Source organism: Bradyrhizobium sp. STM 3809 (genome assembly GCF_000239795.1).
Classification (GTDB): domain Bacteria; phylum Pseudomonadota; class Alphaproteobacteria; order Rhizobiales; family Xanthobacteraceae; genus Bradyrhizobium.
On the sequence record NZ_CAFJ01000469.1, the window covers coordinates 1 to 23968 of the forward strand.

A 23968-nucleotide genomic window follows, 5' to 3' on the forward strand; every position below is an offset into this window, starting at 1 on the left:
GACCTGGAAACAGACGGGCGCAAAGCGCGCGGGTCAAGCCCGCGCGCTAGCGGTCCCGCTACACCCGGCTCTTCAGCGCCTCGCCGATTTCGTCGAGCACCTTGGGGTCCTCGATCGTGGCCGGCATGCTCCACTGTTCGCCGTCGGCGATCTTCTTGATGGTGCCGCGCAGGATCTTGCCGGAGCGCGTCTTCGGCAGCCGGCCGACGGTGATGGCGAGCTTGAACGCTGCGACCGGGCCGAGCTTGTCGCGCACCAGCGCCACGATCTCCTTCTCGATCACGGACGGGCTGCGCGACACGCCGGCCTTGAGCACCAGGAAGCCGCAGGGCACCTCGCCCTTGATCGCATCCTTGATGCCGAGCACCGCGCACTCGGCGACGTCGGGATGCGAGGCCAGGATCTCCTCCATGCCGCCGGTCGAGAGCCGGTGGCCGGCGACGTTGATGATGTCGTCGGTGCGGCCCATCACGAAGACATAGCCGTCCTCGTCCTTGAAGCCGGCGTCGGAGGTCTTGTAGTAACCGGGGAATTCGCTGAGGTAGGATTCCTTGAAGCGATCCTCCTGCTGCCACAGCGTCGGCAGACAACCGGGCGGCATCGGCAGCTTGATCACGATCGAGCCCATGGTGTTGGCGGGCACGGGCTTGGCCGCCTCGTCGACGATGTCGACCTGATAGCCGGGCATCGGCACCGTCGGCGAGCCATGCTTGACGGGCAACAGGCCGAGGCCCACGGGATTGCCGGCGATGCACCAGCCGGTCTCGGTCTGCCACCAATGGTCGATCACCGGCACTTTGAGCTGCTGCTCGGCCCATTCCACCGTCGGCGGGTCGGCGCGCTCGCCGGCCAGGAACAGCGTGCGGAACTGCGACAGATCGTATTTGCGCAGGAAGGTCCCTTCCGGGTCCTCCTTGCGGATGGCGCGGAAGGCCGTGGGCGCGGTGAACAGCGCCACCGCCTTGTGATCGGCGATGACGCGCCAGAACGCGCCGGCATCGGGCGTGCCGACCGGCTTGCCCTCATACATCACCGAGGTCGCGCCGTGGATCAGCGGGCCGTAGATGATGTAGCTGTGGCCGACGACCCAGCCGATGTCGGAGCCGCACCACCAGACTTCGCCGGGCTTGATGCCGTAGAGATTCTCCATCGACCATTTCAGCGCGACGAGATGCCCGCCATTGTCGCGCACGACGCCCTTCGGCTTGCCGGTGGTGCCGGACGTGTAGAGGATGTAGAGCGGATCAGTCGCGAGCACGGGTACGCAAGGCGCGAGCTTGCCGCTGGCGAGTGCGGATTTGCGCAGCGCCGCCCAGTCGTAGTCGCGGCCGGGCTTGAGCTCGCAGACATGCTCGGGCCGTTGCAGGATGATGCAGGCCTGCGGCCGCTTGTCGGCCAGCTCGATCGCCTGGTCGAGCAGCGGCTTGTACTGCACGATGCGGCCGGGCTCGATGCCGCAGCTCGCCGACAGCACCAGCTTCGGCGTCGCATCGTCGATGCGGGTGGCGAGCTCCTTGGCCGCGAAGCCGCCGAACACCACCGAGTGCACCGCGCCGATGCGCGCGCAGGCCAGCATCGCCACCATCGCCTCCGGCACCATCGGCATGTAGAGGATGACGCGATCGCCCTTGCCCACACCGAAATCCTGCATGATGGCGGCGAGCGTCTGCACCTCCTTCAGCATCTCGGCATAGGTGATCCTGGTGACGGAGTTCGTCAGCGGCGAGTCATGGATCAGCGCCAGTTGGCCGCCGCGGCCGGCGGCGACGTGACGGTCGAGCGCGTTGTAGCAGGTGTTGACGACGGCGCCGGCGAACCAGCGGCCATAGGCGCCCGTCGTCGGATCGAAGACCTTCTTGGCCGGCTCGATCCAGTCGATCGCGCGGGCGGCTTCGGCCCAGAACCCTTCCGGATCCTGCAGCGACCGGGCATGGACCTCGTGATAGCGGCTCGCAGCGCTCATGACGTTTCCCCAAGATCTGTGTTTATTCCGGACTATTGTCACGGGACAAAGCGACAGTTCAAGCCGTCATGAATTGATCTGGATCAGGCGGGTCCGGAGGTCCCGGGCATTTTCCGGGCCGGATCAAGGCGCTGCGTCGCGGAGGGTGTCCAGGCGGCGCTGCAGGGCTAGACGAAGGTCGTAGCCGGGCTTGCCGAAGCGGGCGTTGCGCTCGGCGATGAAGTCGCGCTGCGTGCTGCGCAGCTCGCTGGCGGCGCGGCCGCGGGAGACCTTCAGGAGCCGGGCATAGCTCTCGGAAATGCCGAGATCGAGCACCGACAGCTGGGGATCGGCACAGATGACCTTCTCCACCTCGCGCACGGCGGTGGCACAATCGAACGACGGGCCGCTGCGCTCCGACGGCGCGTTGAGCGGCCGCGGCGGCTCGGCGCCGAACTTCTTGATCTCGGCCAGCATGGCGCGGCGTCCGGCCGCGGCGTTGTCATTGCCGGGGTCGAGCCGCAGGGCCGCTTCGTAGTCCGCCAGCGCCTTGGCGCGCTCGCCCATCTTGCGGAACAGCACCGCACGATTGTTGTAGGCGAGCGCGAAATCCGGATCGAGGCGCAGGGCGGCATCGTAGTCGCTCAGGGCCGAGCCGAGCTCGCCCTTGAACTGATAGGAATCGCCGCGGTTGGTCAGGAAGTTCGGCTTCGGCTGCAGCTTGATCGCCTGGTCGTAATCGGCGATCGCCTTGTCGTACTCCTTCATGGCGGCGTAGGTCAGGCCGCGATTGTCGAAATATTCCGGCACCTTCGGATCGCGCCGGATCGCCTCGTGATCGTCGGCCAGCGCCTTGTCGATCTGGCCGAGCTTCTTGTAGGCGGCGGCGCGGTTGGTGAAGGTGCGAGGCCGGTCGGGATCGAGGCGAATCGCCTCGTCATAGTCCTGCACGGCCTTCTCATTGTCGCCGCGCAGGTAGAACGCGACGCCGCGATCGGCATAGGCCTGCGCGTAGTCCGGCTTCAGCCGGATCGCCTGGTCGTAGTCGGCCAGAGCGCGGTCGAGCCGGTGCTGTTCGGTATAGACGACGCCGCGCAGCTCATAGGCCTCGGCGTCATTGGGATCGAGCGTGATCGCCATGCTGAGATCCGCAGTCGCCTTGCCGGCATCGCCGCCGGCCTCGCGCATCAGATCGCCGCGCAGGCGGTAGGCGCGCGCATTCTTGCCATCGAGCGCGATGGCACGGTCGACATCCTTCAGCGCCTGGGTCATTCCCCCGCTGGTGCGCGCCTGGGCGTCGGCACGGACGACCAGGGCGGAGGATTGATCCCTGGGCGAGCCCGAGGCCTGCTCGATGGCGGTATTGCAGGCGCTGATCAGCTGCGCCGGCGGCGCCTTGCTGCCCAAGGCACATTCGGTATCCGCAGCGAAGGCCGGCGCGGTTCCCAGGACCGCGACGAGACCGGCCGCGAAACACAGCGTGCGGTAAGATGAGCGGGAGAACATCGACTGAGCAGATGCGGGCATCGGCGTGGCCTGGGCTTGGACTTGGACTTGGGCTTGGGACGTTGGACGGAACGGTCGACTGTCCCGTTGTCGCCGCCGGCCGCAGCCGGGTTCAAGCCGCCACGCCGATGGTTAATAGCCGTCCGAACCGTTCAGCCGCCGCAGCCGATCCTGCATCGCCTTCTTGAGATCGTAACCGTTGCGGCCGAAGTCGGCATTGCGGCGCGCGATGAAGGCGTCCTGCTCACGCTGCAGCGCGCGGGCCGCGGCCGGCCCCGGCGCCTCGCGGACCGCCCGGGCATGCGAGCCGTCGATCTCGCGATCGAGATTGGCAAGGTCCGGATCGGCGCAGATCGCCTTCTCGACGGCGCGCTGCGCCGCCGCGCAATTGAAGCTCGGCCGTCCGGCCACCGCCATCTGCGCGCCGAGTCGCTCGAGCTCGATGGCCAGCGTATGATAGTTGCTGCGGGCGCTGGCGTGATCGGGATTGAGCCGCAGCGCCGAGGCGAAATCGGCGAGCGCATTGGGCCGGTCGCCCGTCTTGCGATATAGTTCGCCGCGCGCATTGAAAATGTCGGCGAGCGTCGGATCGAGCTGCAGCACGACGCCATAGTCGGCAATGGCGCGGTTCGCTTCGCCCCTTGTGATGTAGATCGAGGCGCGCGCGATCAGCGCGTTGATGCGGTCGTTCCTGGGAACCTTTGCGTTGTCGATCAGCGCCCCGCATTCGGTGAGGACCCTGTCGCCGTCACGCGCCTCGGACGCGGCGATGCAGGCCGCCGGATCGACCACCGGTTCCTTGGCGGGCTCGGCGGCGCCGACGGCATGTGCCTCGACGGCCAGCAGGATCGGCCAGGCCGTCAGCATCGCCAGGATGACCGCTCCGAAGCGGCATGGCTGCATCGTCAATTCCCGATGAAATCGCCCCTGACCGGGTATGGCGCAGGCCGCGCCCTGATGCAATCCACCGCGCTAGCTCCGGCAGGTCAGCCCGCCATCCACCACCAGCGTGATGCCGGTGACGTATCTCGATTCGTCGGAGGCGAGGAACAGCGCCGCGTTGGCAACGTCGAACGCGTCGCCCATGTGCCCCATCGGCACCTGGGCATCGCGCTTCCGCCACATCTCCTCGACGTCGCCCTTGGCGTAGCTCGCGGCGAGCCCGGCGGAATGCTCGACCATCGGCGTCTTCATCAGGCCGGGCAGGATCGCGTTGACCCGGACATGCTTCGGCGCGAACTCGACCGCGGTCGTGCGCGTCATCTGGTTCATCGCCGCCTTGCTGGCGCCGTAGCTGACATAGGAGATGCCGACCTGGCGGATCGAGGCCACCGAGGAAATGTTGATGATCGAGCCGCCGCCCTGCCCGATCATCACGGGAATGACGTGCTTCATGGCGAGATAGGCGCTCTTGAGGTTGACCGCGAACACGCGGTCCCACTCCGCCTCGTCGACATCGACGACGCTGCCCATCTCGGCGATGCCGACATTGTTGTCGAGCACGTCGATGCGGCCATGGGCCGCGAGGCAGGCCTTGACCATGGCCTCGACCTCCGCCGCCTTCGAGACATCGGCGGTGAACGCTTCGGCCTGCCCGCCCTCGCCTGAAATGATCGAGGCCGTCTCGGCCGCCGCGTCCCTGTTGCGGTCGACGCAGAACACCTTGGCGCCCTGCCGCGCGAACGTCACCGCGGTGGCCTTGCCGTTGCCCCAGCCCGGACCGATCGAGCCGGCGCCCACCACCAGCGCCACCTTGCCCTCGAGACGTCCCATCGCGATCTCCCGTCGTTTGTCATTCGTTGCAGGCGCTCATCGTGATCGTGGCGGCGCCGATGTCGTGGCCGAAGATCTCCGAGATCGTCCGGCATTGCCCGTCGTTGCAGATCCGCCATTCCCCGGCGGCGCCGGAATTGGCGAGCACGATCCGCGACAGCGGCTCGCGGTCGACGGACCATTGGTACCAGCCCTCGACCAGCCGCGCCTCCGGCGGCGGCTCCATGCCCGCCCCCGAACCTTTGACGCGGGCCTGCAACAACCGAAGCCCATCTCCCGTCACGCGCCAATCCTCCTGCCATCCGGTCTTTTCGACCGAATGCGTCCAGGCCAGGGTGAAGCCGGCCAGCGCCAGCGCCTTCACCACACCGGACGACGCCAGACAGAGGCTCAAGCGGACGCCACCACGGCTGCCGGCGGCCGCTGCCGCCACTGCCAGGCGACGATCGCCGCCGCCAGCACGAAGCCGAGCACGTCGCTATAGGGGAACTCGCCCAGCAGGCAGACCGATGCGCCGAAAGAGAGCAGGCGCTCGATCAAGGTCAAGCGCGTGTACAGGAAGCCGATCGCGACCATGCCGAACAGGCCGATCGAGATCAGGGCCTTGACGAACGCATACGCCACCGCCCCATAGAAGCCGAGTTGCGCCTCCATCGGATCGCCCGCCTGCAGCATCAGCGCCGGCGAGTAGACGAAGATGAAGGGAATGACGTAGCCCGCGAGCGCGATCCGCATCGCCTCCCAGCCGATCTTGTCGGGGTTCTCCTTGGCGATCGGCGCGGCCGCCAGCGCGGCCAGCGCCACCGGCGGCGAGAGATCCGCCATGATGCCGTAATAGAACGCGAACATGTGGCTCGCGATCAAGGGCACGCCGAGCTTGGCGAGCGCGGGCGCCGCGAGCGCCGCGGTGATGATGTAGGTCGGGATGGTCGGGATGCCCGTGCCGAGCAGGATCGACAGCAGCATGGTCATGATCAGCGCCGCGAACAGGCTGGTCTTGCCGAGACCGATCACCCAGCTGCCGAAGATCGAGCCGACGCCGGTCTGGGTCATCATGCCGATGATGACGCCGACGATGGCGCAGGCCATGCCGACGGTCAGCGCCGATTTGGCACTCTCGGCGAGCGAATCGCGGCAAGCATGCAGGGTCGCCATGCCGCCGCGCATAAAGCCGGTGATGACGACGAGCGCAACCACGACCGCAGCGACGGGCACGATCTGCAGGCCGTTGCGCGATAGCGCGCCGACCACGAGCGCCAGCCCGATCCAGAAGACGTAGCGCAGCACCTGGTTGGAGAAGCCCATCGTGATCGAGGTGCCCAGGATCAGCGCCACCGTGAGCGCAAGCCCCATCGAACCGGCATAGAGCGGCGTGAAGCCCTCGAACAGCATGTAGACCAGTGCCGCCAGCGGCAGCACGAGGTACCAGCGCGCCACCAGCGCCTTCCAGGCGCTCGGGATCTCCGACGGCTTCATGCCGGTGAGACCGTGCTTGCCGGCCTCGAGATGCACCATCCAGAAGGCGGACGCGAAATACAGGATCGCCGGAATGACGGCGGCCTTGACGATCACCGAGTAGTCGACGCCGAGCGTCTCGGCCATGATGAAGGCGACCGCGCCCATGACCGGCGGCATGATCTGGCCGCCCATCGACGCCGTGGCCTCGACGCCGGCGGCGAAGGCGCGGCGGTAGCCGAACCGGATCATCAGCGGAATCGTGAACTGGCCGACGGTGACGACATTGGCGACGCCCGAGCCGGAGATCGTGCCCATCATGCCCGAGGCGAACACCGCGACCTTGGCCGGACCGCCGCGGGTGCGGCCGAACAGGCCGAGCGAGACGTCGGTGAACAGCTGGATCATGCCGGCATGTTCGAGGAACGAGCCGAACAGGATGAACAGGAAGATGTAGGTCGCCGAGACGTAGATCGGCACGCCGTAGAAGCCCTCGGTGCCGAAGGAGAGATGCGTGATGACCTGGTCGAAGTCATAGCCGCGATGGTTGAGCGGCGACGGCAGATACTGGCCGAAGAACCAGTACAGCAGACAGGCGCCGCACATCAGCGGCAGCGCGAGGCCCATGAGCCGGCGCGTGCCCTCGAAGATCAAGACGGCGAGCAAAGTTCCGACGACGAGATCGGCACGCGTCGGATCGCCGTCGCGGGCGATGAGGTCGGCGTAGAAGATCCATTGGTAGAGGCCGCACAGGAAACCGATCGCGCCGATCGCCCAGCCGGCGATCCGGCCGGCATCGGTCCTGGCGGTGAAATTGCCGATCAGGCCGAAGGTCAAGAGCAGCAGGAAGCCGACATGGACGCCGCGCACCACCTGGCTCGGCAGATAGTTGAAGGCGGCGACATAGAGCTGGAACAGCGCGAAGGCGAGGCCGATGCCGTAGGCGAGATAGCCCCAGCGGCCCGGGCCGAAGCCTTCCGGAAAGCCGTGCTCGAAATTGTCGAACTCGACCTTGACCGGCGTCTCCATGTTCACGGCTTCGATCGTCATGATTCCCCCAACGCGCCCTTGCCAGGATCCGCCCATCAGCCGCGGCTACCTGAAACGAGAAGACTGCGCGGGAGCCCGCGCAGTCGATTTTGGAAACGAGCCGGCCTTTGGGCGGCGCAGGCGGCGTCCTTACTTCAGGACGCCCTTTTCCTTGTAGTAGCGGATCGCGCCCGGATGCAGCGGCACCGGACTGTCCTGTGCCGCCGTCTCTAGCTTGATTTCCTTGCCGGCCGCATGCGCATTGGCGAGCTCCGGCAGCGATTCGAAGATCAGCTTGGTCATCTGATAGGCGAGATCGTCCGACACCGCCGAGCTGGTGACGAGATAGTTGATCACCGCCGCGGTCGGCACGTCCTTGTCCTGGCCGGTATAGGTGTTGGCCGGGATGGTCGCCGCCACGAACGGCGCGCCGATCTTGTCGACCACCTCCTTCGGCACCGACACCACGGTGATCGGCGACGAGGTCGAGAGGTCCTTCAGCGAGGCGACGCCGAGGCCGGCCGATTGCAAGGTGGCTCCGAGCTGCCGGTTCTTCATCAGGTCGACGGATTCGGCGAACGGCAGATATTCGACCTTGCCGAGATCCTTGTAGCTCATGCCGGCGGCGGCGAGGATCGCGCGCGAGTTCAGCTCCGTGCCGGACTTGGGCGCGCCGACCGACAGACTCTTGCCCTTCAGGTCCGCCAGCGTCTTGATGCCGGACTCGGCGGTTGCGACGATCTGGATGTAGTTCGGATAGATCGCGCCGATGGTGCGCAGCTTGTCGAGCTTGGACTTGAAGCCGGCCTCCTCCTCGCCGTTCCAGGCCGACTTGAGGGAGTCGCCGAGCGCGAAGGCGAGCTCGCCGCGGCCCTGCTGCAGCAGGATCAGGTTCTCGACCGAGGCCTTGGTCGCCTGCACCTGGGTCTTCACGTTCGGGATCTTGTCGCCGTAGATCTTCCCGATCGCGACGCCCAGCGGATAATACACGCCCGAGGTGCCGCCGGTCAGCACGTTGATGAAGCTCTGTGCGTGCGCCGCAGGAGCGGCGAACAGGCCGGCAGCAGCCAGGAACAATCCGGTTGCAGTGCCAAAGAGGTTCGAGAAACGCATGGGTCCTCCCGTTGATTTTGCCGGCAAATTGGACGGATGCCGGCGCGGGGTCAACCCATCCGAAAGACGGCCAGCTGCGCCCGCGCGCCGCAGCCCGCGACGCGAGGCGGGATGTTCAATCTCGCATTGCGGGCTCGCCGGCCGTCAAGGCCGAGGTCGGGAGCTCAGCGCGGTCGGGCGCTGGCCGTCGCTCACTGGAAGGTCATGTCGACGCACTTGGAAATGTCGGAGCCGAGGCCGGAGGAGATCGTGATGCAGCCGCGCAGCTTCTGCTGGGTCGTGTCCGCCACCCAGATCGAATAGCCGCCATTGCCGAAGAAGGAATTGGTGTTCGCCGGCTCGGTCTCGGTGGCGTCGAAATCATATTTCGAGTCGGTGTCGAACACCCGCGGCCGTTTGCTGCAACTGCCGTCAGTCTGGACGTTGAGGACCTCCTTGTTGTCCCGGGTCAGCGACAGCGACACTTGGCAGCGGAAATATTCGGAGGTCTTCACATTGAAAAGATAGGCGTAGGACTTGCAGACAGCCGTATTGAGCTTGCCGGCGGACAGGCCGCGGCTGCAGGCAATGCGCTGGTTGTTGGACAGCTTGAAGTCGTCGGCCCGGGCTGACGTCAGCGCCACCAGCGACAAGGCCGCGACCCAACCGATTTTCGCGACGAGACTCATCCGAATCATCCCCAAAATGTTTTCTTGGCCTTTGTTTCTAAACCACGCTGCAGGATAATCGCGAGATGAGGAATGGGGAAATCTGGAAGCGGTCATGCACGCTGCAGATCGACGGCGTCGAGTCGTCAGTCGCGTTCCTGATTTGTTCAATGTAATTGCGAGGGAGGACAAGATGACAGGCTCCGTTCTGAAAGCCCTGATCGCCGTGGCCGCGCTGTGCGCGCTGACGAGCGCGGCGCGGGCGGCTCCGCCTGAGCCGTGGGAGCTGAAACCGGATATGGGCTATGCCTACGGCAAGGACGGCAAGACGCTCGCCTACAGGATGGGCACCAAGAACGCCGACATGCTGCTGAAGGGCGCCAAGAAGGTGCCGAAGGGTACGCTGTTCTTCATCGGCCAGAACGGACAGCTCTACATGCGGACGGCACCCTATCTCGAAGGCGACGGCAGCTTCTCGTTCGGCGCCGACGAGTGAGCGCGCCACATCTCCGATGTCGTCCCGGCGAAAGCCGGGACCCATAGCCACCGTCCTCGGGCGTCGGGCACGCTGGAGCCGCGTTCGTCGCAATCACGACCTCCTGGGAGTCTGGGTCCCGGCTTTCGCCGGGACGACGGTGGGGGTGCATCGCGTCCCCCATCGATGCGACGTCAGTGCGCTGCTCAAAACGCTGCGGCCAGCTCCTTGGCGCCGGGCAGGCTGCTCAACGAATCCATCCGGGCATCGGTCACCGCGAGCAGCTTGGCCACCGTGTTGTGGCGGACGGCCACCGGGTTGCGCTCATAGCCGCCGCGCTGGAAGAAATTCGCGGTCGGGACCTGGTCGCGCATCTCCTGCGGCATGGTCACCATGTCGAAGCCGGTGCCGTCGCCGGTCAGGTTCATCATCTCGAGCTCGGCGGCCGAGAGCGGCCGCGTGTAACCCTTGGCGCGGGCGAACAGCACCGAGGTCAAGAGCTTGTGGGTCTGCAGCATCGGGCCGACGTCGATGTCGAGCACCATCGCATGCATCGCCCAGCCCTGCTCGGTGTTGCCGATCTTCTCATGCGCCGACCAGTCGTCCGGCACCGAGCGCGCGATCGCGACCATCTTTTTCAGCACAGTAAGCTTGTGCTCCATCGCGCCCCGCGCCGGACCGGAGGTCTGCGCGACGCGCTCGCCGAGCAGGCGGATGAACAGCGGCCCCTGCTCCGCCAGCAGCTCGACGGTGTTGGTCGTCAGCAGCTGATTGTAGCCGATCGCCGTCGAGATCGCGCGGTTGCCCTTGAAGCCGGATTGCGAGTCGTGCCGGCCGTTGCCGCCGGTCTCGAAGGAATAGACGCGCACCGCCTGCTCGCGTGTCAGTCCCGAGGACGCGGCGAAGCGGGCATAGGCGCGCTTGAAATCGATATCGTTGGCCGGGCGTTGCGGCGACCATTGGAAATGCTCCTGCGCCGCTTTCAGGAGATCGGCCACCACGGGAATGTATTTGCGCTCGCGCGGCTCGCCCTCGGGCTCCGGCTCGGGATTCACCGGACGCTTCGGGCCGGTGTAGACCGGAGGCTGTTCCAGCACATAATCGTCGAGCCCGATCGGCTGACGATCGCGGCGCTTGGCGTTGCGGATGCGGCGCTTGTCGGCGATCGCCTTCCAATAGGCGCCGGCCTGCTGGTCGAACTCCGCGCGCGCCTGCTGATACTCGGCGAGCCGCCGCTGGTACTCGGCGATGGCCGCCGGCGAGGCCGTCTGGGCGAAGGCATCGCGCGGGGCGACGGGTTCCCCCGCCAGCAACGGCGAAACGCCTGCGACAGCGCAGGCGGCGATCAGGGCAAGCTTGCGAATCGGCTGATGCAGCATGCCGCCCTTGTAGCCGAAACCGCGGCTACTTCCAGGCAAACACCGGCTGTTCCAACTCGTGGACCCGGGTGTCACGGCCGGCCAGGACCTCACGGAACTGATAGATCAGCGCCGCCGTCGGCGCGTGGATCAGACCCTCGCGGGCGTGAAAGCGGATCACGCGCCGCGTGCTCTCGGGGATCGCGGTGAAATCGAACGCGTCATCCGCGGTGATCGCATCCAGCCCGATCCGATGCACCGAGGCGACCTCGTCCGGATTCGGCCGCAGCGTTCGGCCATTGGTCGCCCAGACGATGACGGGGGTAATCAGATAGCCCGACCGCGTGGGATAGTCGTCGAGCAGGCCGAGCACGGCCTCCGCCGTCAGGACGAGCCCGAGCTCTTCCGACAACTCGCGCAGCGCCGCCTCGACCACCGTCTCACCGGCGTCACAGCGTCCGCCCGGCAGCGCCCATTGACCGCCATGGCTGCGCAGCCCCGCGGCGCGCAGGGTGAGCAGCAGCGCAGTCGTGCCGGTCTCGTGATGCGGGACCAGCGCGATCGCCACCGCGGCGCGCTTCAACGGCGGCGTCCCGGCCATCGCGTCCAGGCGCGCGAAGCCCGCGCAGCAGGTCGCGATTTTCCGTCGTGTGGCATCGTCGAACGGCATGGCCATGCAGCTTGACTACACCAGCCCCGCAGCGGATGAAACGATCACGTGCTGGCTTGCGGCGCCGACCGAAGGGATGTCCGGGATGACGAAATCAGCTGCGGCAAAAATGAAGTCCGACGGCTGGGAGATCGTCGACACCTCGGGCTTCCTGCACCTGATCGGCCCGTTGTGGCAGCGGGTCGCCGACGGCGTCCACGAATACGCTATTGTCACCGAGGACAAGCATCACAATCGCCGCGGCCTGGTCCAGGGCGGCGTGATCATGACGCTCGCCGACCGCAGCTGCGGCATGACGGCCCGCTTTGCCGCCGGCAGGGAGCACATGGCGACGATCCAGTTCGACACGCATTTCGTCGAGTCCGGCAAGATCGGCGAGACCCTGGTATCGCGTCCGCATGTGGTGCGGATCACGCGCAGCCTGGTGTTCATCACCACCGAGGTGACGGCCGCCGACCGCGTGATCGCGATGGCCTCGGGCGTGTTCAAGATTTTGAAGAGCGAGTGAGCCGCGGCTCTATCGATCGTCATTGCCAGGAGCCAACGGGTCCGCGCAACGCGCGGCCCGATGACTCCTCGCAATGACGCGCGGAGAGAGCTATCCTGCCAGCCTCGCCCGCGGGCGGGATGGTCTGAAATGAGGCAAGAATGCAATATCGCCAGCTCGGCCGTTCCGGCCTGAAAGTGTCGCCGATCTGCCTGGGCACGATGATGTTCGGCGGCCCGACCGACGAGCCGACCTCGGGCCGCATCATCGCCAAGGCGCGTGACGCCGGCATCAATTTCATCGACACGGCGGATGCCTACAACAAGGGCGCCTCGGAGGAGGTCGTCGGCCGCGCCATCGCCAGGGAGCGCGACCGCTGGATCGTCGCCACCAAGCTCGCCAATCCGATGGGCGACGATCCCAACCGCGCCGGGCTGTCGCGGCGCTGGGTGCTGCAGGCCGCGGATGAAAGTCTCAGGCGGCTCGGCACCGGCCATATCGACATCTACTATCTGCACAAGGAGGACCACGCGACGCCGCTCGAGGAGACCGTGCGCGCGATCGGCGACCTCCTGCGCGCCGGCAAGATCCGCTATTTCGGCGTCTCCAACTACCGCGCCTGGCGGCTCGCCGAGATCTGCAAGCTCTGCGATGGCATGGGCATCGACCGGCCTGTGGTCAGCCAGCCCTATTACAACGCGATGAACCGCATGCCCGAGGTCGAACACCTGCCGGCCTGCGGCTATTACGGCCTCGGCGTGGTGCCCTACAGCCCGCTGGCGCGCGGCGTGCTGACCGCCAAATACAGCCCCGATGCGCCGCCGGACACGGAGACGCGCGCCGGCCGCAACGACACCAGGATGATGCAGACGGAGTGGCGGCCGGAGTCGTTGAAGCTGGCGCAGGAGATCAAGCGTCACGCCGAGGCCAAGGGTTTCACGCCCGGGCAGTTCGCGGTCGCCTGGGTGCTGAATTCGACCTTCATCAGTTCGGTGATCGCAGGGCCGCGAACCGAGGCGCAGTGGGACGACTACATCCGCGCACTGGACTATCCGTTCGCCGCCGACGACGAGGCGCTGATCGACCGCCTGGTCGTCACCGGCCACGCCTCGACGCCCGGCTACAACGACCCGGCCTATCCGATCGAAGGCCGCAGGCCGCGGGTGGGTTGAATGGAGGAGGATCGCTACGGCCTGCCGCTCTCCACCGCCTCCACTGACGCGGCCGCCGCCTATCGCGAAGGCATGGATCTGCTGCTCGCCTTCTGGCCCGGCGCCACCGACGCGTTCGAGCGCGCGATCATGCTCGATCCGGATTTCGCGCTGGCGCATGCCGCGCGGGCCCGCATCCACGCAATCTACCAGCAGCGCGAAGCAGCGCTGCAGACGATCAAGCGGGCGCGCGACCTCGCCGCCAGGCGCGGCAGCGAGCGCGAGCAGAGCCATGTCGCGACCCTGGTGCTCGCCATCGAGGGCCGCGGCCCGGATGCGCTGACGGCCACGCTGGCGCATCTGGCGCGCTGGCCGCGGGACGCCATGATCATGGCGCTGCCGCTCGGGGCCTTCGGCCTGCTGGCTTTCTCGGGCCGCGCCGATCACGACGCCGCGCGCCGTGACCTCTGCAACAGCTTCGCCGCCGCCTATGGCGAGGACTGGTGGTTCCTGTCGAACCGTGGCTGGGCGCTGACCGAGGCCGGCGGGCTGGCGCAGGGCCGCGCCGTCACCGAACGCAGCTTCGCCTTGCGTCGGCACAATGCCTATGCCGTACACGCGCTGCTGCATGCGATGTTCGAGGCCGGCGCCCATGCCGAGGCCGATGCGCTCGTCGAAGGCTGGATCGGCGACTACGACCGCACCGGCATGCTGCACGGCCATATCCGCTGGCACCAGGCGCTCGGCGCGCTGGACCGCGGCGATGCGGCCACGGCGCTCGCAGTCTACACCGACGTGCTGGTGCCGACGATGGACACCGCGCCACCGCTCAACACGCTGTCCGACTGTGCCTCGCTGCTGTGGCGGCTGAGGGCAGAGAACCACACGATGCCTGACCAGGCGTGGACCGAGGTGGCAGCCTATGCCAGACCGCGCTTCACGGGCTCGACGCTCGCCTTCGTCGAAATGCATCTGATGATGATCGCCGCGGCCACCAATGATACGGCGGCTCTCAAGGGGCGTCTTGCCGCGATCGAGCGGCGGCAGGCCGAGGGAAATCTGCCGGCAGGGCGGATCGTGCCACACATGCTGCGGGCCCTGCGCGCCTTCGCCGAAGAGAATTGGCGTGCCTGCGCGCGCGAACTCACGCCTGTCATCGGCGACCTCCCCCGCATCGGCGGCAGCCACGCTCAGCGCGAGGTGATCGAGGACACCTACATCCTGGCGCTGATCCGCAGCGGCAACCTCGTGAGGGCGCGCGAGATCATCGATGCCCGCCTGCACCGCCGCCCCTCTGCGCGCGATACGCGCTGGCGGGCAACGGCTGCCGAGTAGACGAGCATTTCCCGCACCGGCAGCTGTTTCTAGATCGGCCACTGTCATGCCCCGCGAAAGCGAAAGCGGAGCATCCAGTACTTCGCGCCAGAGGGTACTGAATCGAGATATCACGGCCCACAGGATCGTCCCTACGCGCACGATGACCGCGCAAACGTGGCTCCACTGGAGCAAAACAGCAGACGGCATTTCCCCAAATCTGCTACGACCTGACCATGACCGCACCCGACGCGACATCCGACCTCGCAGCCACCGCCGCAACGCCGGCCACCAAGCCCGCCCCCACTTGGCGCGAGAGCGTGGCCGTGTATCTGCAGCCGCGCGTGCTCGTGGTGCTGTTCCTCGGCTTCTCCTCGGGCCTGCCGCTGGCGCTGTCCGGCTCGACCTTGCAGATCTGGATGCGCGAGCTCGGCGTCGATCTCGGCACGATCGGGCTGTTCGCGCTGGTCGGCACGCCCTACACGCTGAAGTTCCTGTGGGCGCCGCTGGTCGACGCGCTGCATGTGCCGCTGCTGACGCGCGCATTCGGACGGCGGCGCGGCTGGCTGGTGTTCGCGCAACTGCTGCTGATCGCCGCGATCCTGCTGCTGGCGCTCACCGACCCGGCGCACGCGCCGTTCATGGTGGCGCTGGCCGCGCTGCTGGTCGCCGCGGCCTCGTCGACCCAGGACATCGTGGTCGACGCCTTCCGCGTCGAGAGCCTGCCGGAGAGCGAGCAGGCCGCCGGGATGGCCGCCTATGTCGCCGCCTATCGCATCGGCATGCTGGTCTCGACCGCCGGGGCTCTCGTCGTGGTCAGCGGCTTCGAGAGTTCCGGGCTGACGCGTTCGGCGTCGTGGATGTGGGGCTACGTCGTGATGGCGGCGCTGGTGCTGATCGGCACAATCACGGCGCTCGCCGCCACCGAACCTGCGCAATCGAAGCAGGCCGAAGCCGCGATGGGCGCGGACACCGCGCTTGTCCGCGTGGCGCAGGCCGCAGCCGGCGCATTCGTCGAATTCCTCAGCCGGCGCGACGCACTCGCCGCGCTCGCCTTCGTCGTGCTGTTCAAGTTCACCGACGCCTTCTCCGGCACGATGACCGCACCGTTCGTCATCGACCTCGGCTTCAGCAAGGTCGACTACGCGGCGATCGTGAAGGGCGTCGGCCTTGCCGCAACGCTCGTCGGCGGCTTTGCCGGCGGCTTCGTCGCCCGGCGCTATTCGCTGGCGGCAAGCCTCTGGATCGGCGGCATGGTGCAGGCTTTGGCCAATCTGTCGTTCTCGTGGCTCGCCGTCGTCGGCGTGAATCAATGGGCGCTGGCGCTAGCGATCTCGGCGGAGAACTTCACCAGCGCGATCGGCACCGTGATCTTCGTCGCCTATCTCTCCGCGCTGTGCCAGAACCCGCTGCACACCGCGACCCAATATGCGCTGCTCACCGCGCTCGCCGCCGTCGGCCGCACCTATCTGTCGTCAGGCGCGGGCTACGTCGCCAAGGCCACCGGCTGGCCGCTGTTCTTCGTCATCTGCATGCTGGTGGCCATACCGAGTCTGGCGCTGCTGGCGTGGCTGCAGCGCAGCGGGCATTTTGATTCGCTCGGGCCAGTGAAAGTTTAGCTCTCACCTCATAAAAGGTCGTCATCACCCGCGAAGGCGGGTGATCCAGTATTCCAGAGACGTCTGCGATCGACCGAGGTGGCGCGGCGTACTGGATCGCCCGGTCAAGCCGGGCGATGACGACGTTGATTGGGGCGCTGCATGCGCGTGAAAGCGCCGAGCGGATCAGCGCTTCACCAGGCTCCACTTGGTCACGACCGCCTCGCTGATCTGGCCCGCATCCTGGGCGCAGGCGATCTCGTCGACCTTCACGGCGATCTGCTTGCCGAGCAGGCCCTTCAGCTGCGAGGCCTGCGCCGGGGTCGCGGTGACGAGCTGGAAGGTCTCAGGGCCGGTCTCGAGATTGCACAGCCCGCTCGGCGGCGGTAGGCGGCGGGGCTCGCTGGTGATCTGATAGGCGGATGAGGGCTGGCCGGGCTTGGCGCCCTTGACCTTCAGCGCGCTGAGCTCGCCCGACAGCACGTCGCCGGTGTTGAGCGGGCGGCCCGCCTTCTGCGGTGCTTCTCCTTGCGCGAGCACCGACGGCGCCGAGAGCACCATCCAGATCGCGCCCAAAGCCAGCCGTTTGCCGAATCCGCGTTTCGTCATCATTCCATTTCCGTGTTTGCTTAGAACAAGGTGCGCTGCCGCATCGCGGCCGAGAGCGTGCCTTCGTCGAGATAGTCGAGCTCGCCGCCGACCGGCACGCCATGGGCCAGCCGCGTGACCTTGACATTCGCCTCCTGCAGGAGGTCGGTGATGTAATGCGCGGTGGTCTGGCCATCCACCGTCGCATTCAATGCGAGGATGATCTCGGACACCTCGGGCGCATGCGCCCGTTGCACCAGCGCGTCGATGGTGAGGTCCTGCGGGCCGACGCCATCGAGCGGCGACAAGGTGCCGCCGAGCACGTGATAGCGGCCATTGCTGGCCTTCGCGCGCTCCAGCGCCCAGAGGTCGGCGACATCGGCGACGACGACGATCATCGCCGGATCGCGCCGCGGATCGGTGCACACCGTGCAGGGACTCTGGGTATCGATGTTGCCACAGGTCTTGCAGACCTGGATGCGGTCGATCGCGACCTGCAGCGCAGACGCGAGCGGCACCATCAGCGCCTCGCGCTTCTTGATCAGATGCAGAGCGGCGCGCCGCGCCGAGCGCGGCCCGAGGCCGGGCAGGCGCGCAAGCAGCTGGATCAGGCGCTCGATTTCAGGACCGGCGACGGCCATCAGGTCACGACGATCATGAACTAACCGAAGCCGAAGCCCGGCGGCAGCCCGAGCTTGCCGGTGATGGCCTGCATCTTTTCCTGCATCGCGGCCTCCGCCTTGCGGCGCGCGTCGCCATGGGCGGTGACAAGGAGATCCTCGAGGATCTCGGCCTCTTCCGGCTTCAACAGCGACGGATCGATCTTGATCGACTTCACGTCCATCTTGGCGGTCATGCGCACGGCGACGAGGCCGCCGCCGGAGATGCCCTCGACCTCGACGTTGCCGAGCTCCGCCTGCATCTCCTGCATCTTCGTCTGCAGCTGCGCCGCCTGTTTCATCATGCCGAGAAAGTCAGCCATCGGAGCACCTCGTCATCAGCCTTTATGAGTTGAGCGCGATCTTTCGGGAAACGGATTTTCACGTGTCCGGATCACGCTCTAGAGATCATCATCAGAATCGGACTCGTCAGGCGGCTCGACAGCACTGGCGTCAGATTCGGGCGGCTCGGGGGCGAGCCGGCGCACTTCGACCACCTTGGTCCCCGGGAACCGCGCCAGGATCTCCTGCACGCGCGGATCAGCCTCGGCCGCCGCCTCGCGCTCGCTCTTGGCGCGCAGGTTCTGCTCGCGCAAGGTCGGCTGTCCGGCTTCGTTGGAGACGATCACGGTCCAACGCCGGCCAGTCCAGTCCTCCAGCTTGCGGCCCAGGTCTGACACAAGCGCGCGCTGCGCCGTCCGTTCCAGCGCGATCTCCAGCCGGCCGTCCTCGAAGCGGACGAGCCTCACGTCCATCTCGAGCGCGCTCTTGCTGATCAGGTCGCGATTCCTGGCAGCGAGCGCGACCAGCTCCTGGAAGCTCGCGAGCCGCAGCGCCGGCTGGTCTTGTGACGTCGGCGACGGCTGCGAGCTCATCGCCTGCGGGCGCACGCCGCCGACCGCAGCCAGCGTCGGCCCCTGCATGCGCGGCGGCTGCATCGGCGCCGAGCTCATCACCGGCGGCGCTCCCGCGCTCATGCCGGGCGCCGGCGCGGAGCGGCCGCCGCCGCCGTTCGTGACGACCGCCGATCCGCCGCCATTCTGGTCGATCATGCGGATGGCTTCGTCCGGCGTCGGCAGATCGGCCGCATAGGCAATCCGCACCAGCACCATTTCAGCGGCAGCGGCGGGACGCGTCGCGCCCTGCGTTTCGGCGATGCCCTTCAGCAGCATCTGCCACATCCGCGACAGCACGCGCATCGACAGCTTGGTGGCGAAATCGCGCGCGCGCAGCCGCTCGGTCTCGCTGAACGCGACGTTGTCGGCCGTGGCCGGCACGACCTTCACTCGGGTCACGAAGTTCACGAACTCGGCGAGATCCGACAGCACCACCACGGGATCGGCGCCGACATCATACTGCTCGCGGAATTCCTTGAAGGCGGCCGCGATGTCGCCGCTCGCGAGATGATGAAACAGATCGATGACCCGGGTCCGGTCGGCCAAGCCCAGCATCTGCCGGACGTCATCGGCGCGCACCTCGCCCGCGCTGTGCGCGATGGCCTGGTCGAGCAGCGACAGCGAATCGCGCACCGAGCCTTCGGCGGCGCGGGCGATGATGCCGAGCGCCTCGGGCTCGATCGTGACGCCTTCCTTGGCGGCGATCCCGGCGAGATGCTTCATCAGAACGTCGGCCTCGACCCGGCGCAGGTCGAAACGCTGGCAGCGCGACAGCACCGTCACCGGGACTTTTCGTATCTCGGTGGTCGCGAACACGAATTTGGCGTGCTCCGGCGGCTCCTCCAGCGTCTTCAGGAACGCGTTGAACGCGGCCGTCGACAGCATGTGGACTTCGTCGATGATGTAGACCTTGTAGCGCGCGCTGGCCGGCGCATAGCGCACGCTGTCGTTGATCTGGCGGACGTCGTCGACACCGGTGTGCGAGGCCGCGTCCATCTCCAGAATGTCCATATGCCGGCTTTCCATGATCGCCTGGCAATGGGTGCCGAGCACCGGCATGTGGATGGTCGGTCCCTTCACCGAGCCGTCGGGCAGCTCGTAATTCAGGGCGCGGGCGAGGATGCGGGCCGTCGTCGTCTTGCCGACGCCGCGGACGCCGGTGAGGATCCACGCCTGGGGAATGCGGCCGGTCTCGAACGCGTTCGAGACCGTGCGCACCACGGCTTCCTGGCCGATCAGATCCGCGAAGCTGGAGGGGCGGTATTTGCGCGCCAGAACCCGATACGGCTTGGCGGGAGCGTCGGCGCTGTCGGGCGGAACGGGTGGGGCGCCAGCGTCAGTCATCGAGCGATCCGCAAGTGAGTATTCCAGCCCGGCATCGATCGCGATCGTCGACGCAACCAGCCACGACGCCATCAACCGGAGTGCGGTCGCCCGCCCTGCGCGGGGTCCCCGCCAACGTTGCGCGATTCGCTCGAGAAAACAGGTAGGAGACTGACGAGCGACCCGATCCGGACCTCGTTAGGGCTGCTTCCTTCCGGACCTGACCCGGTTGGCGAGTGGCTCGTCCACCGCCAATCTCCCGGTGCCTATTTGGGGCCAAACCGTCCGGAAAGCAAGCGCGAGCTTCGCCGGCCCGGCCCGCCGCCCCGCGGGCTTGTGCCGCAGCCCGGAAAGGCTTTAGGTGCCGCCGTCGCTCCCCGCATGACCGTCCTGCCCGGAACCCGCCGCATGCCCGAATCCGCCTGGTCGCTGCATCCGCAACTTGCGAAGGACACGATCAACATCGGTGACCTGCCGTTGTCGCGCGTGCTGGTGATCAAGGACGCGAACTATCCGTGGCTGCTGCTGGTGCCGCGCCGCGAGGGCGCCGTCGAGATCATCGATCTCGACGAGGTCGCGCAGGCGCAGCTGATGACCGAGATCACGCGGGTGTCGCGCGCGGTGAAGGAGATCACGAAATGCGACAAGCTCAATGTCGCCGCGCTCGGCAACATGGTGCCGCAGCTTCACGTTCACATCATCGCGCGCCGCACCACTGACGTCGCCTGGCCGCGCCCGGTCTGGGGCGTCGCCTCGCCGGTGCCGCACGACCCGCAGGAGGTCGAGAGTTTCATCAGCGCGATCAGGCGCAAGATCTGGTTAGGGTGAGAAATGTCGCCATTCGACTTGTTTCCGCTAGGCAAGCCGGCCTTCGTCGGCCATCCGATCGAGCGCGCCGCGCATCTGCGCTTCCATGACGACAAGCTGCTCGCTTTCGAAAGCAAGCCGTCGACGCGAGCCTATGTCGTGCACCGGGATTCCCTGGTGCTGAAGCGCGATGGCGACCAGTTGCGGGCGCTGCTGTCGATCGACGAGGCGCTCGGCTTCGGCGCCAATCCCGGCACGATCTTCCTCGGGCTGCAGAACGGCGCCGCGGTGTTCGGCATGGGCATTTCGCCGGCGGCCGTCGAAAAGCTCGCCGGGCGCGAGGACGTGGCGGTCACCGAGCTGCGCGGCATGGCGATGCAGGGCGCCATCCCGGTCGACCAGCTCGCGACGATCGCGATGGCCAAGTCGATGGTGTCCTGGCATCAGCGCCACGGCTTCTGCGCCAATTGCGGCACCAAGACCGCGATGCGCGAGGGCGGCTGGAAGCGCGAATGCCCGAATTGCAAGACCGAGCATTTCCCACGCACCGATCCGGTGGTGATCTCGCTGGTCGCCTCCGGCGACAACTGCCTGCTCGGCCGGCAGAAGCAGTTTCCGGCCGGCATGTACTCCTGCCTCGCCGGCTTCGTCGAGGCGGCCGAGACCATCGAGGACGCCGTGCGGCGCGAGGTGTTCGAGGAGTCCGGCATCCGCTGCACGGATGTCACCTATTACATGACCCAGCCCTGGCCCTATCCGTCCTCGCTGATGATCGGCTGCAGCGCGCGGGCGCTGAACGAGGACATCGTCATCGACCGGACCGAGCTCGAGGATGTCCGCTGGTTCAGCCGCGACGAAGCCAGGCTGATGCTGCAGCGGCAGCATCCGGACGGACTGGCCGGACCGCATCCGTTTGCGATTGCCCACCATCTGGTCGGCCGCTGGCTCAAGGACGGCGCCTGAGGGTATCGGGAGACCACTCTCGACATCGGCCGTCGTGCGCCGGACGCAGCGCAGAGGGCCTGAACGGGCAGTTCTTGCTTTGGAACGATTTTCTCTATATGAGGGTTTCCTGACCTTCATATGGAACAAATTTCTCCATGTCCGACGTCTCCGCCCAGGGCCCCGAGGCCAACCGCCGGCTCGACGCCATCGACCGCAAGATCCTGATGGTCCTGCAGGAGGACGCGTCCCTCTCCGTCGCCGAGATCGGCGACCGGGTCGGACTGTCCTCGACGCCGTGCTGGAAGCGCATTCAGCGGCTCGAGGCCGACGGCGTGATTTTGCGACGGGTTGCCCTGGTCGATCAGAACAAGATCGGGCTCGGCATCTCCGTGTTCGTCTCGGTCGAGAGCGCCGATCATTCCGAGGCCTGGCTGAAGAAATTCGCCGAGGCGGTCAGCTCGATGCCGGAGGTGATGGAGTTCTACCGCATGGCCGGTGACGTCGACTACATGCTGCGCGTGGTGGTTGCGGACATGCAGAGCTACGACGTGTTCTACAAGAAGCTGATCAGCGCGGTACCGCTCAAGAACGTGACCTCGCGCTTCGCGATGGAGAAAATCAAATCGGTCACGGCCTTGCCGGTGCCGCCGGTCTAAGGTCCGCCCCGGCTCCGGCCGATCACCGGGGTCGCTTCGCCGGCGTTCGCCGGATGATGCCGTCGTTTTCCAATCATCGTTTACCGGAAGTTATCTTCATCCATCTACCTTCGGATGTGATGATGTCCGGTGAAAAAATACCTTCGCCGTCCCGTGCCTGGCTGAATGCAACAGCGCTCTTGATCGCGAGCTTCGTCGGCGTGGCGGCGCTGTCGATGCAGGTGCATCCCGGGCGCGAGATCGTCGCGGTCGCTTTTCCACCCTGGTGGAGCGAGCAACAGACGATGCTGGCTGCAGCATCGGCTGACGCCGCCCTGGTGCGCACGACGACGTTCTCGTCGCTGCTGGTGGTTCGTCCGGGAGACCATGACGGCCTGGCGCGACTCCGCAAGGCGGGAGCCTGGCTCGTCATCGACCCGCAGGCGATCTCCGCCTGCTTTACACAATGAGCGATATTAGGGGACGGAAAATGACCGGCGCGACCGACGATCTGGCAATTCTCCGGAGTACGACCAGCAAGGCTCTGCTGGCGGTGCTGTGGATTCACGTTCCGCTCTCGCTCGTCATCGGGCTGGCGCGCGGCGACTGGATGATGCCGACCATGATGATGGCCGCCTTGGCCGCGGCGGCGACGCTCTCCTGGCGCAGCGCCGGCGATAGCCTGTCGACACAGCTCACCATCGCGGTCGCCCTGATGGGCGGCGTGTCCGTGCTCGTCTACCAGATGTCAGGTCACGCCTGGCAGATCGACATGCACATGTATTTCTTCGCGGCGCTGGCCTGTCTCGTCGCCTATTGCGACTACCGGCCGATCATGGCGGGCACCGTCGCGGTCGCACTTCACCATCTGGTGCTCAACTTCGTCTTTCCCGCCGCCGTCTACCCTGGCGGAGCCGATTTCGGCCGCGTGGTGCTGCACGCCGTCATCCTCCTGATCGAGGCCGGCGTTCTCGTCGCGCTCGCGCTGAAGCTGACGCAACTGTTCGAGACGACGACGCGCAAGACCGCCGAAGCCAATGCGGCGATGGCGGCTGAAGCGCGCGCCAACGCCGAGAGGATCGAGGCCGAGCAGCGGGTTAAGCGGCAGGGCGACGTCGCCCGCCGCGAGCTCGCGGAAGGTTTCGAGCGCAAGATCGGCGGCATCGTCGAGGCGGTCGCGATTGCCGCCAATGAGGTGCAGACCCTGGTGTCGTCGATGAGCCGGAGCAGCGCCGAAGCCTCCCGCCAGACATCGGCGGCGGCCCACGCCTCGCAGCGGGCCTCGACCAACGTCGAGACCGTCGCGGCCGCGACCGAACAGCTGACGGCCTCCATCAGCAGCATCTCCCAGCAGGTGACGCGCTCGGCGGAGATCGCCGCCAAGGCCGCGGACGAGGCGCGCCGGACCAACAGCGTGGTCGAGAGCCTGGCCGCGGGCACGCAGAAGATCGGCGAGGTGGTGACGCTGATCCAGACCATCGCCAGCCAGACGAATCTGCTAGCGCTGAACGCCACCATCGAGGCCGCCCGGGCCGGCGAACACGGCAAGGGCTTCGCCGTCGTCGCAAGCGAGGTGAAGGCGCTGGCCAATCAGACC

24 protein-coding genes and 1 other RNA gene are annotated in these 23968 nt (G+C 66.8%); 10 read left to right on the forward strand and 15 right to left on the reverse strand.

What is annotated here, in order from left to right; all coding sequences use genetic code 11:
- Window positions 1-58: 58 nt before the first annotated feature.
- From BRAS3809_RS21600 to BRAS3809_RS21635, 8 genes are all read right to left on the reverse strand, one after another.
- Window positions 59-1963 carry a propionyl-CoA synthetase gene (locus BRAS3809_RS21600; protein WP_008964159.1) on the reverse strand — a complete coding sequence of 635 codons (1905 nt, stop codon included), beginning with the start codon at window positions 1961-1963 and terminating at the stop codon, window positions 59-61.
- A 123-nt stretch (window positions 1964-2086) separates the two neighbouring features.
- The gene (locus BRAS3809_RS21605; RefSeq protein WP_035657502.1) at window positions 2087-3469 is read right to left on the reverse strand and encodes a tetratricopeptide repeat protein; all 1383 of its coding nucleotides are present in this window, start codon (window positions 3467-3469) and stop codon (window positions 2087-2089) included.
- A 111-nt stretch (window positions 3470-3580) separates the two neighbouring features.
- Window positions 3581-4351, reverse strand: coding sequence for a tetratricopeptide repeat protein (locus BRAS3809_RS21610; protein ID WP_008964161.1), 771 nt, complete (start codon window positions 4349-4351; stop codon window positions 3581-3583).
- Between the two features lie 69 nt (window positions 4352-4420).
- The gene (locus BRAS3809_RS21615) at window positions 4421-5221 is read right to left on the reverse strand and encodes an SDR family NAD(P)-dependent oxidoreductase (RefSeq protein WP_008964162.1); all 801 of its coding nucleotides are present in this window, start codon (window positions 5219-5221) and stop codon (window positions 4421-4423) included.
- A 19-nt stretch (window positions 5222-5240) separates the two neighbouring features.
- Window positions 5241-5615 (reverse strand): DUF1850 domain-containing protein, encoded by a 375-nt coding sequence (locus tag BRAS3809_RS21620; RefSeq protein WP_008964163.1) that lies wholly within the window; start codon window positions 5613-5615, stop codon window positions 5241-5243.
- Window positions 5612-7705, reverse strand: coding sequence for a TRAP transporter permease (locus BRAS3809_RS21625; protein ID WP_008964164.1), 2094 nt, complete (start codon window positions 7703-7705; stop codon window positions 5612-5614). Before BRAS3809_RS21625 ends, BRAS3809_RS21620 begins: the two co-directional genes overlap by 4 nt.
- Window positions 7706-7855: 150 nt before the next feature.
- Window positions 7856-8818, reverse strand: a complete 963-nt coding sequence (locus tag BRAS3809_RS21630; RefSeq protein WP_008964165.1) for a TAXI family TRAP transporter solute-binding subunit — start codon at window positions 8816-8818, stop codon at window positions 7856-7858.
- Window positions 8819-9009: 191 nt separating this feature from the next.
- A complete protein-coding gene (locus BRAS3809_RS21635; RefSeq protein WP_008964166.1) occupies window positions 9010-9486 on the reverse strand; it encodes a hypothetical protein in 477 nt (158 codons plus the stop codon).
- Between the two features lie 172 nt (window positions 9487-9658).
- Between BRAS3809_RS21635 and BRAS3809_RS21640 the strand changes: the two genes are divergently transcribed.
- Entirely contained in the window at window positions 9659-9961 is a 303-nt protein-coding gene (locus BRAS3809_RS21640) for a hypothetical protein (RefSeq protein WP_008964167.1), read from the forward strand.
- A 185-nt stretch (window positions 9962-10146) separates the two neighbouring features.
- Here the strand turns inward: BRAS3809_RS21640 and BRAS3809_RS21645 are convergent, their stop codons facing one another.
- A complete protein-coding gene (locus BRAS3809_RS21645) occupies window positions 10147-11319 on the reverse strand; it encodes a hypothetical protein (protein ID WP_008964168.1) in 1173 nt (390 codons plus the stop codon).
- A 25-nt stretch (window positions 11320-11344) separates the two neighbouring features.
- Entirely contained in the window at window positions 11345-11974 is a 630-nt protein-coding gene (locus BRAS3809_RS21650; protein WP_008964169.1) for an NUDIX hydrolase, read from the reverse strand.
- Window positions 11975-12053: 79 nt separating this feature from the next.
- On the opposite strand from BRAS3809_RS21650, the gene BRAS3809_RS21655 reads away from it, so the two are divergent.
- The 4 genes from BRAS3809_RS21655 (at window position 12054) to BRAS3809_RS21670 (ending at window position 16539) form a co-directional block, all read left to right on the forward strand.
- Window positions 12054-12476 (forward strand): PaaI family thioesterase, encoded by a 423-nt coding sequence (locus BRAS3809_RS21655; RefSeq protein ID WP_008964170.1) that lies wholly within the window; start codon window positions 12054-12056, stop codon window positions 12474-12476.
- A 140-nt stretch (window positions 12477-12616) separates the two neighbouring features.
- Window positions 12617-13627, forward strand: a complete 1011-nt coding sequence (locus BRAS3809_RS21660) for an aldo/keto reductase (RefSeq protein WP_008964171.1) — start codon at window positions 12617-12619, stop codon at window positions 13625-13627.
- A complete protein-coding gene (locus BRAS3809_RS21665) occupies window positions 13628-14941 on the forward strand; it encodes a tetratricopeptide repeat protein (protein WP_008964172.1) in 1314 nt (437 codons plus the stop codon).
- Between the two features lie 215 nt (window positions 14942-15156).
- On the forward strand, window positions 15157-16539 hold the full coding sequence (locus tag BRAS3809_RS21670; RefSeq protein WP_008964173.1) for an AmpG family muropeptide MFS transporter: 1383 nt from the start codon (window positions 15157-15159) through the stop codon (window positions 16537-16539).
- Between the two features lie 165 nt (window positions 16540-16704).
- On the opposite strand, the gene BRAS3809_RS21675 is transcribed toward BRAS3809_RS21670, so the two are convergent.
- From BRAS3809_RS21675 to ffs, 5 genes are all read right to left on the reverse strand, one after another.
- The gene (locus BRAS3809_RS21675) at window positions 16705-17127 is read right to left on the reverse strand and encodes a hypothetical protein (RefSeq protein WP_035657510.1); all 423 of its coding nucleotides are present in this window, start codon (window positions 17125-17127) and stop codon (window positions 16705-16707) included.
- Window positions 17128-17147: 20 nt separating this feature from the next.
- Window positions 17148-17747, reverse strand: a complete 600-nt coding sequence (gene recR / locus BRAS3809_RS21680) for a recombination mediator RecR (protein ID WP_008964175.1) — start codon at window positions 17745-17747, stop codon at window positions 17148-17150.
- 20 nt (window positions 17748-17767) lie between these two features.
- On the reverse strand, window positions 17768-18088 hold the full coding sequence (locus tag BRAS3809_RS21685) for a YbaB/EbfC family nucleoid-associated protein (RefSeq protein WP_008964176.1): 321 nt from the start codon (window positions 18086-18088) through the stop codon (window positions 17768-17770).
- A gap of 78 nt (window positions 18089-18166) precedes the next feature.
- Window positions 18167-20005: a DNA polymerase III subunit gamma/tau gene (locus BRAS3809_RS21690; RefSeq protein WP_008964177.1), complete on the reverse strand. Its 1839-nt coding sequence runs from the start codon at window positions 20003-20005 to the stop codon at window positions 18167-18169.
- Window positions 20006-20147: 142 nt separating this feature from the next.
- An RNA gene (gene ffs / locus BRAS3809_RS34500) (signal recognition particle sRNA small type) lies at window positions 20148-20244 on the reverse strand.
- 148 nt (window positions 20245-20392) lie between these two features.
- Between ffs and BRAS3809_RS21695 the strand changes: the two genes are divergently transcribed.
- The 5 genes from BRAS3809_RS21695 to BRAS3809_RS21715 all read left to right on the forward strand — a co-directional run.
- The gene (locus BRAS3809_RS21695; RefSeq protein WP_008964178.1) at window positions 20393-20812 is read left to right on the forward strand and encodes an HIT domain-containing protein; all 420 of its coding nucleotides are present in this window, start codon (window positions 20393-20395) and stop codon (window positions 20810-20812) included.
- Between the two features lie 3 nt (window positions 20813-20815).
- Window positions 20816-21754, forward strand: a complete 939-nt coding sequence (gene nudC, locus BRAS3809_RS21700) for an NAD(+) diphosphatase (protein WP_008964179.1) — start codon at window positions 20816-20818, stop codon at window positions 21752-21754.
- 137 nt (window positions 21755-21891) lie between these two features.
- The gene (locus BRAS3809_RS21705; RefSeq protein WP_008964180.1) at window positions 21892-22392 is read left to right on the forward strand and encodes an Lrp/AsnC family transcriptional regulator; all 501 of its coding nucleotides are present in this window, start codon (window positions 21892-21894) and stop codon (window positions 22390-22392) included.
- Window positions 22393-22514: 122 nt separating this feature from the next.
- Window positions 22515-22841 carry a hypothetical protein gene (locus BRAS3809_RS21710; protein WP_008964181.1) on the forward strand — a complete coding sequence of 109 codons (327 nt, stop codon included), beginning with the start codon at window positions 22515-22517 and terminating at the stop codon, window positions 22839-22841.
- A gap of 20 nt (window positions 22842-22861) precedes the next feature.
- On the forward strand, window positions 22862-23968 hold a 1107-nt coding region (locus BRAS3809_RS21715), incomplete at its 3' end, for a methyl-accepting chemotaxis protein (RefSeq protein WP_035657508.1).

Bases quoted from the DNA above. Each gene is read 5' to 3' on its own strand.
- BRAS3809_RS21630 (WP_008964165.1), bottom strand. From the start codon at position 8,818: ATGCGTTTCTCGAACCTCTTTGGCACTGCAACCGGATTGTTCCTGGCT.
- BRAS3809_RS21615 (WP_008964162.1), bottom strand. From the start codon at position 5,221: ATGGGACGTCTCGAGGGCAAGGTGGCGCTGGTGGTGGGCGCCGGCTCG.
- BRAS3809_RS21635 (WP_008964166.1), bottom strand. From the start codon at position 9,486: ATGAGTCTCGTCGCGAAAATCGGTTGGGTCGCGGCCTTGTCGCTGGTG.
- BRAS3809_RS21660 (WP_008964171.1), top strand. From the start codon at position 12,617: ATGCAATATCGCCAGCTCGGCCGTTCCGGCCTGAAAGTGTCGCCGATC.
- BRAS3809_RS21640 (WP_008964167.1), top strand. From the start codon at position 9,659: ATGACAGGCTCCGTTCTGAAAGCCCTGATCGCCGTGGCCGCGCTGTGC.
- BRAS3809_RS21690 (WP_008964177.1), bottom strand. From the start codon at position 20,005: ATGACTGACGCTGGCGCCCCACCCGTTCCGCCCGACAGCGCCGACGCT.
- BRAS3809_RS21695 (WP_008964178.1), top strand. From the start codon at position 20,393: ATGCCCGAATCCGCCTGGTCGCTGCATCCGCAACTTGCGAAGGACACG.
- BRAS3809_RS21650 (WP_008964169.1), bottom strand. From the start codon at position 11,974: ATGGCCATGCCGTTCGACGATGCCACACGACGGAAAATCGCGACCTGC.
- BRAS3809_RS21645 (WP_008964168.1), bottom strand. From the start codon at position 11,319: ATGCTGCATCAGCCGATTCGCAAGCTTGCCCTGATCGCCGCCTGCGCT.
- BRAS3809_RS21605 (WP_035657502.1), bottom strand. From the start codon at position 3,469: ATGCCCGCATCTGCTCAGTCGATGTTCTCCCGCTCATCTTACCGCACG.
- BRAS3809_RS21685 (WP_008964176.1), bottom strand. From the start codon at position 18,088: ATGGCTGACTTTCTCGGCATGATGAAACAGGCGGCGCAGCTGCAGACG.
- BRAS3809_RS21675 (WP_035657510.1), bottom strand. From the start codon at position 17,127: ATGACGAAACGCGGATTCGGCAAACGGCTGGCTTTGGGCGCGATCTGG.
- BRAS3809_RS21600 (WP_008964159.1), bottom strand. From the start codon at position 1,963: ATGAGCGCTGCGAGCCGCTATCACGAGGTCCATGCCCGGTCGCTGCAG.
- BRAS3809_RS21705 (WP_008964180.1), top strand. From the start codon at position 21,892: ATGTCCGACGTCTCCGCCCAGGGCCCCGAGGCCAACCGCCGGCTCGAC.
- BRAS3809_RS21670 (WP_008964173.1), top strand. From the start codon at position 15,157: ATGACCGCACCCGACGCGACATCCGACCTCGCAGCCACCGCCGCAACG.
- BRAS3809_RS21665 (WP_008964172.1), top strand. From the start codon at position 13,628: ATGGAGGAGGATCGCTACGGCCTGCCGCTCTCCACCGCCTCCACTGAC.
- recR (WP_008964175.1), bottom strand. From the start codon at position 17,747: ATGGCCGTCGCCGGTCCTGAAATCGAGCGCCTGATCCAGCTGCTTGCG.
- BRAS3809_RS21625 (WP_008964164.1), bottom strand. From the start codon at position 7,705: ATGGAGACGCCGGTCAAGGTCGAGTTCGACAATTTCGAGCACGGCTTT.
- BRAS3809_RS21710 (WP_008964181.1), top strand. From the start codon at position 22,515: ATGTCCGGTGAAAAAATACCTTCGCCGTCCCGTGCCTGGCTGAATGCA.
- BRAS3809_RS21610 (WP_008964161.1), bottom strand. From the start codon at position 4,351: ATGCAGCCATGCCGCTTCGGAGCGGTCATCCTGGCGATGCTGACGGCC.
- nudC (WP_008964179.1), top strand. From the start codon at position 20,816: ATGTCGCCATTCGACTTGTTTCCGCTAGGCAAGCCGGCCTTCGTCGGC.
- BRAS3809_RS21655 (WP_008964170.1), top strand. From the start codon at position 12,054: ATGACGAAATCAGCTGCGGCAAAAATGAAGTCCGACGGCTGGGAGATC.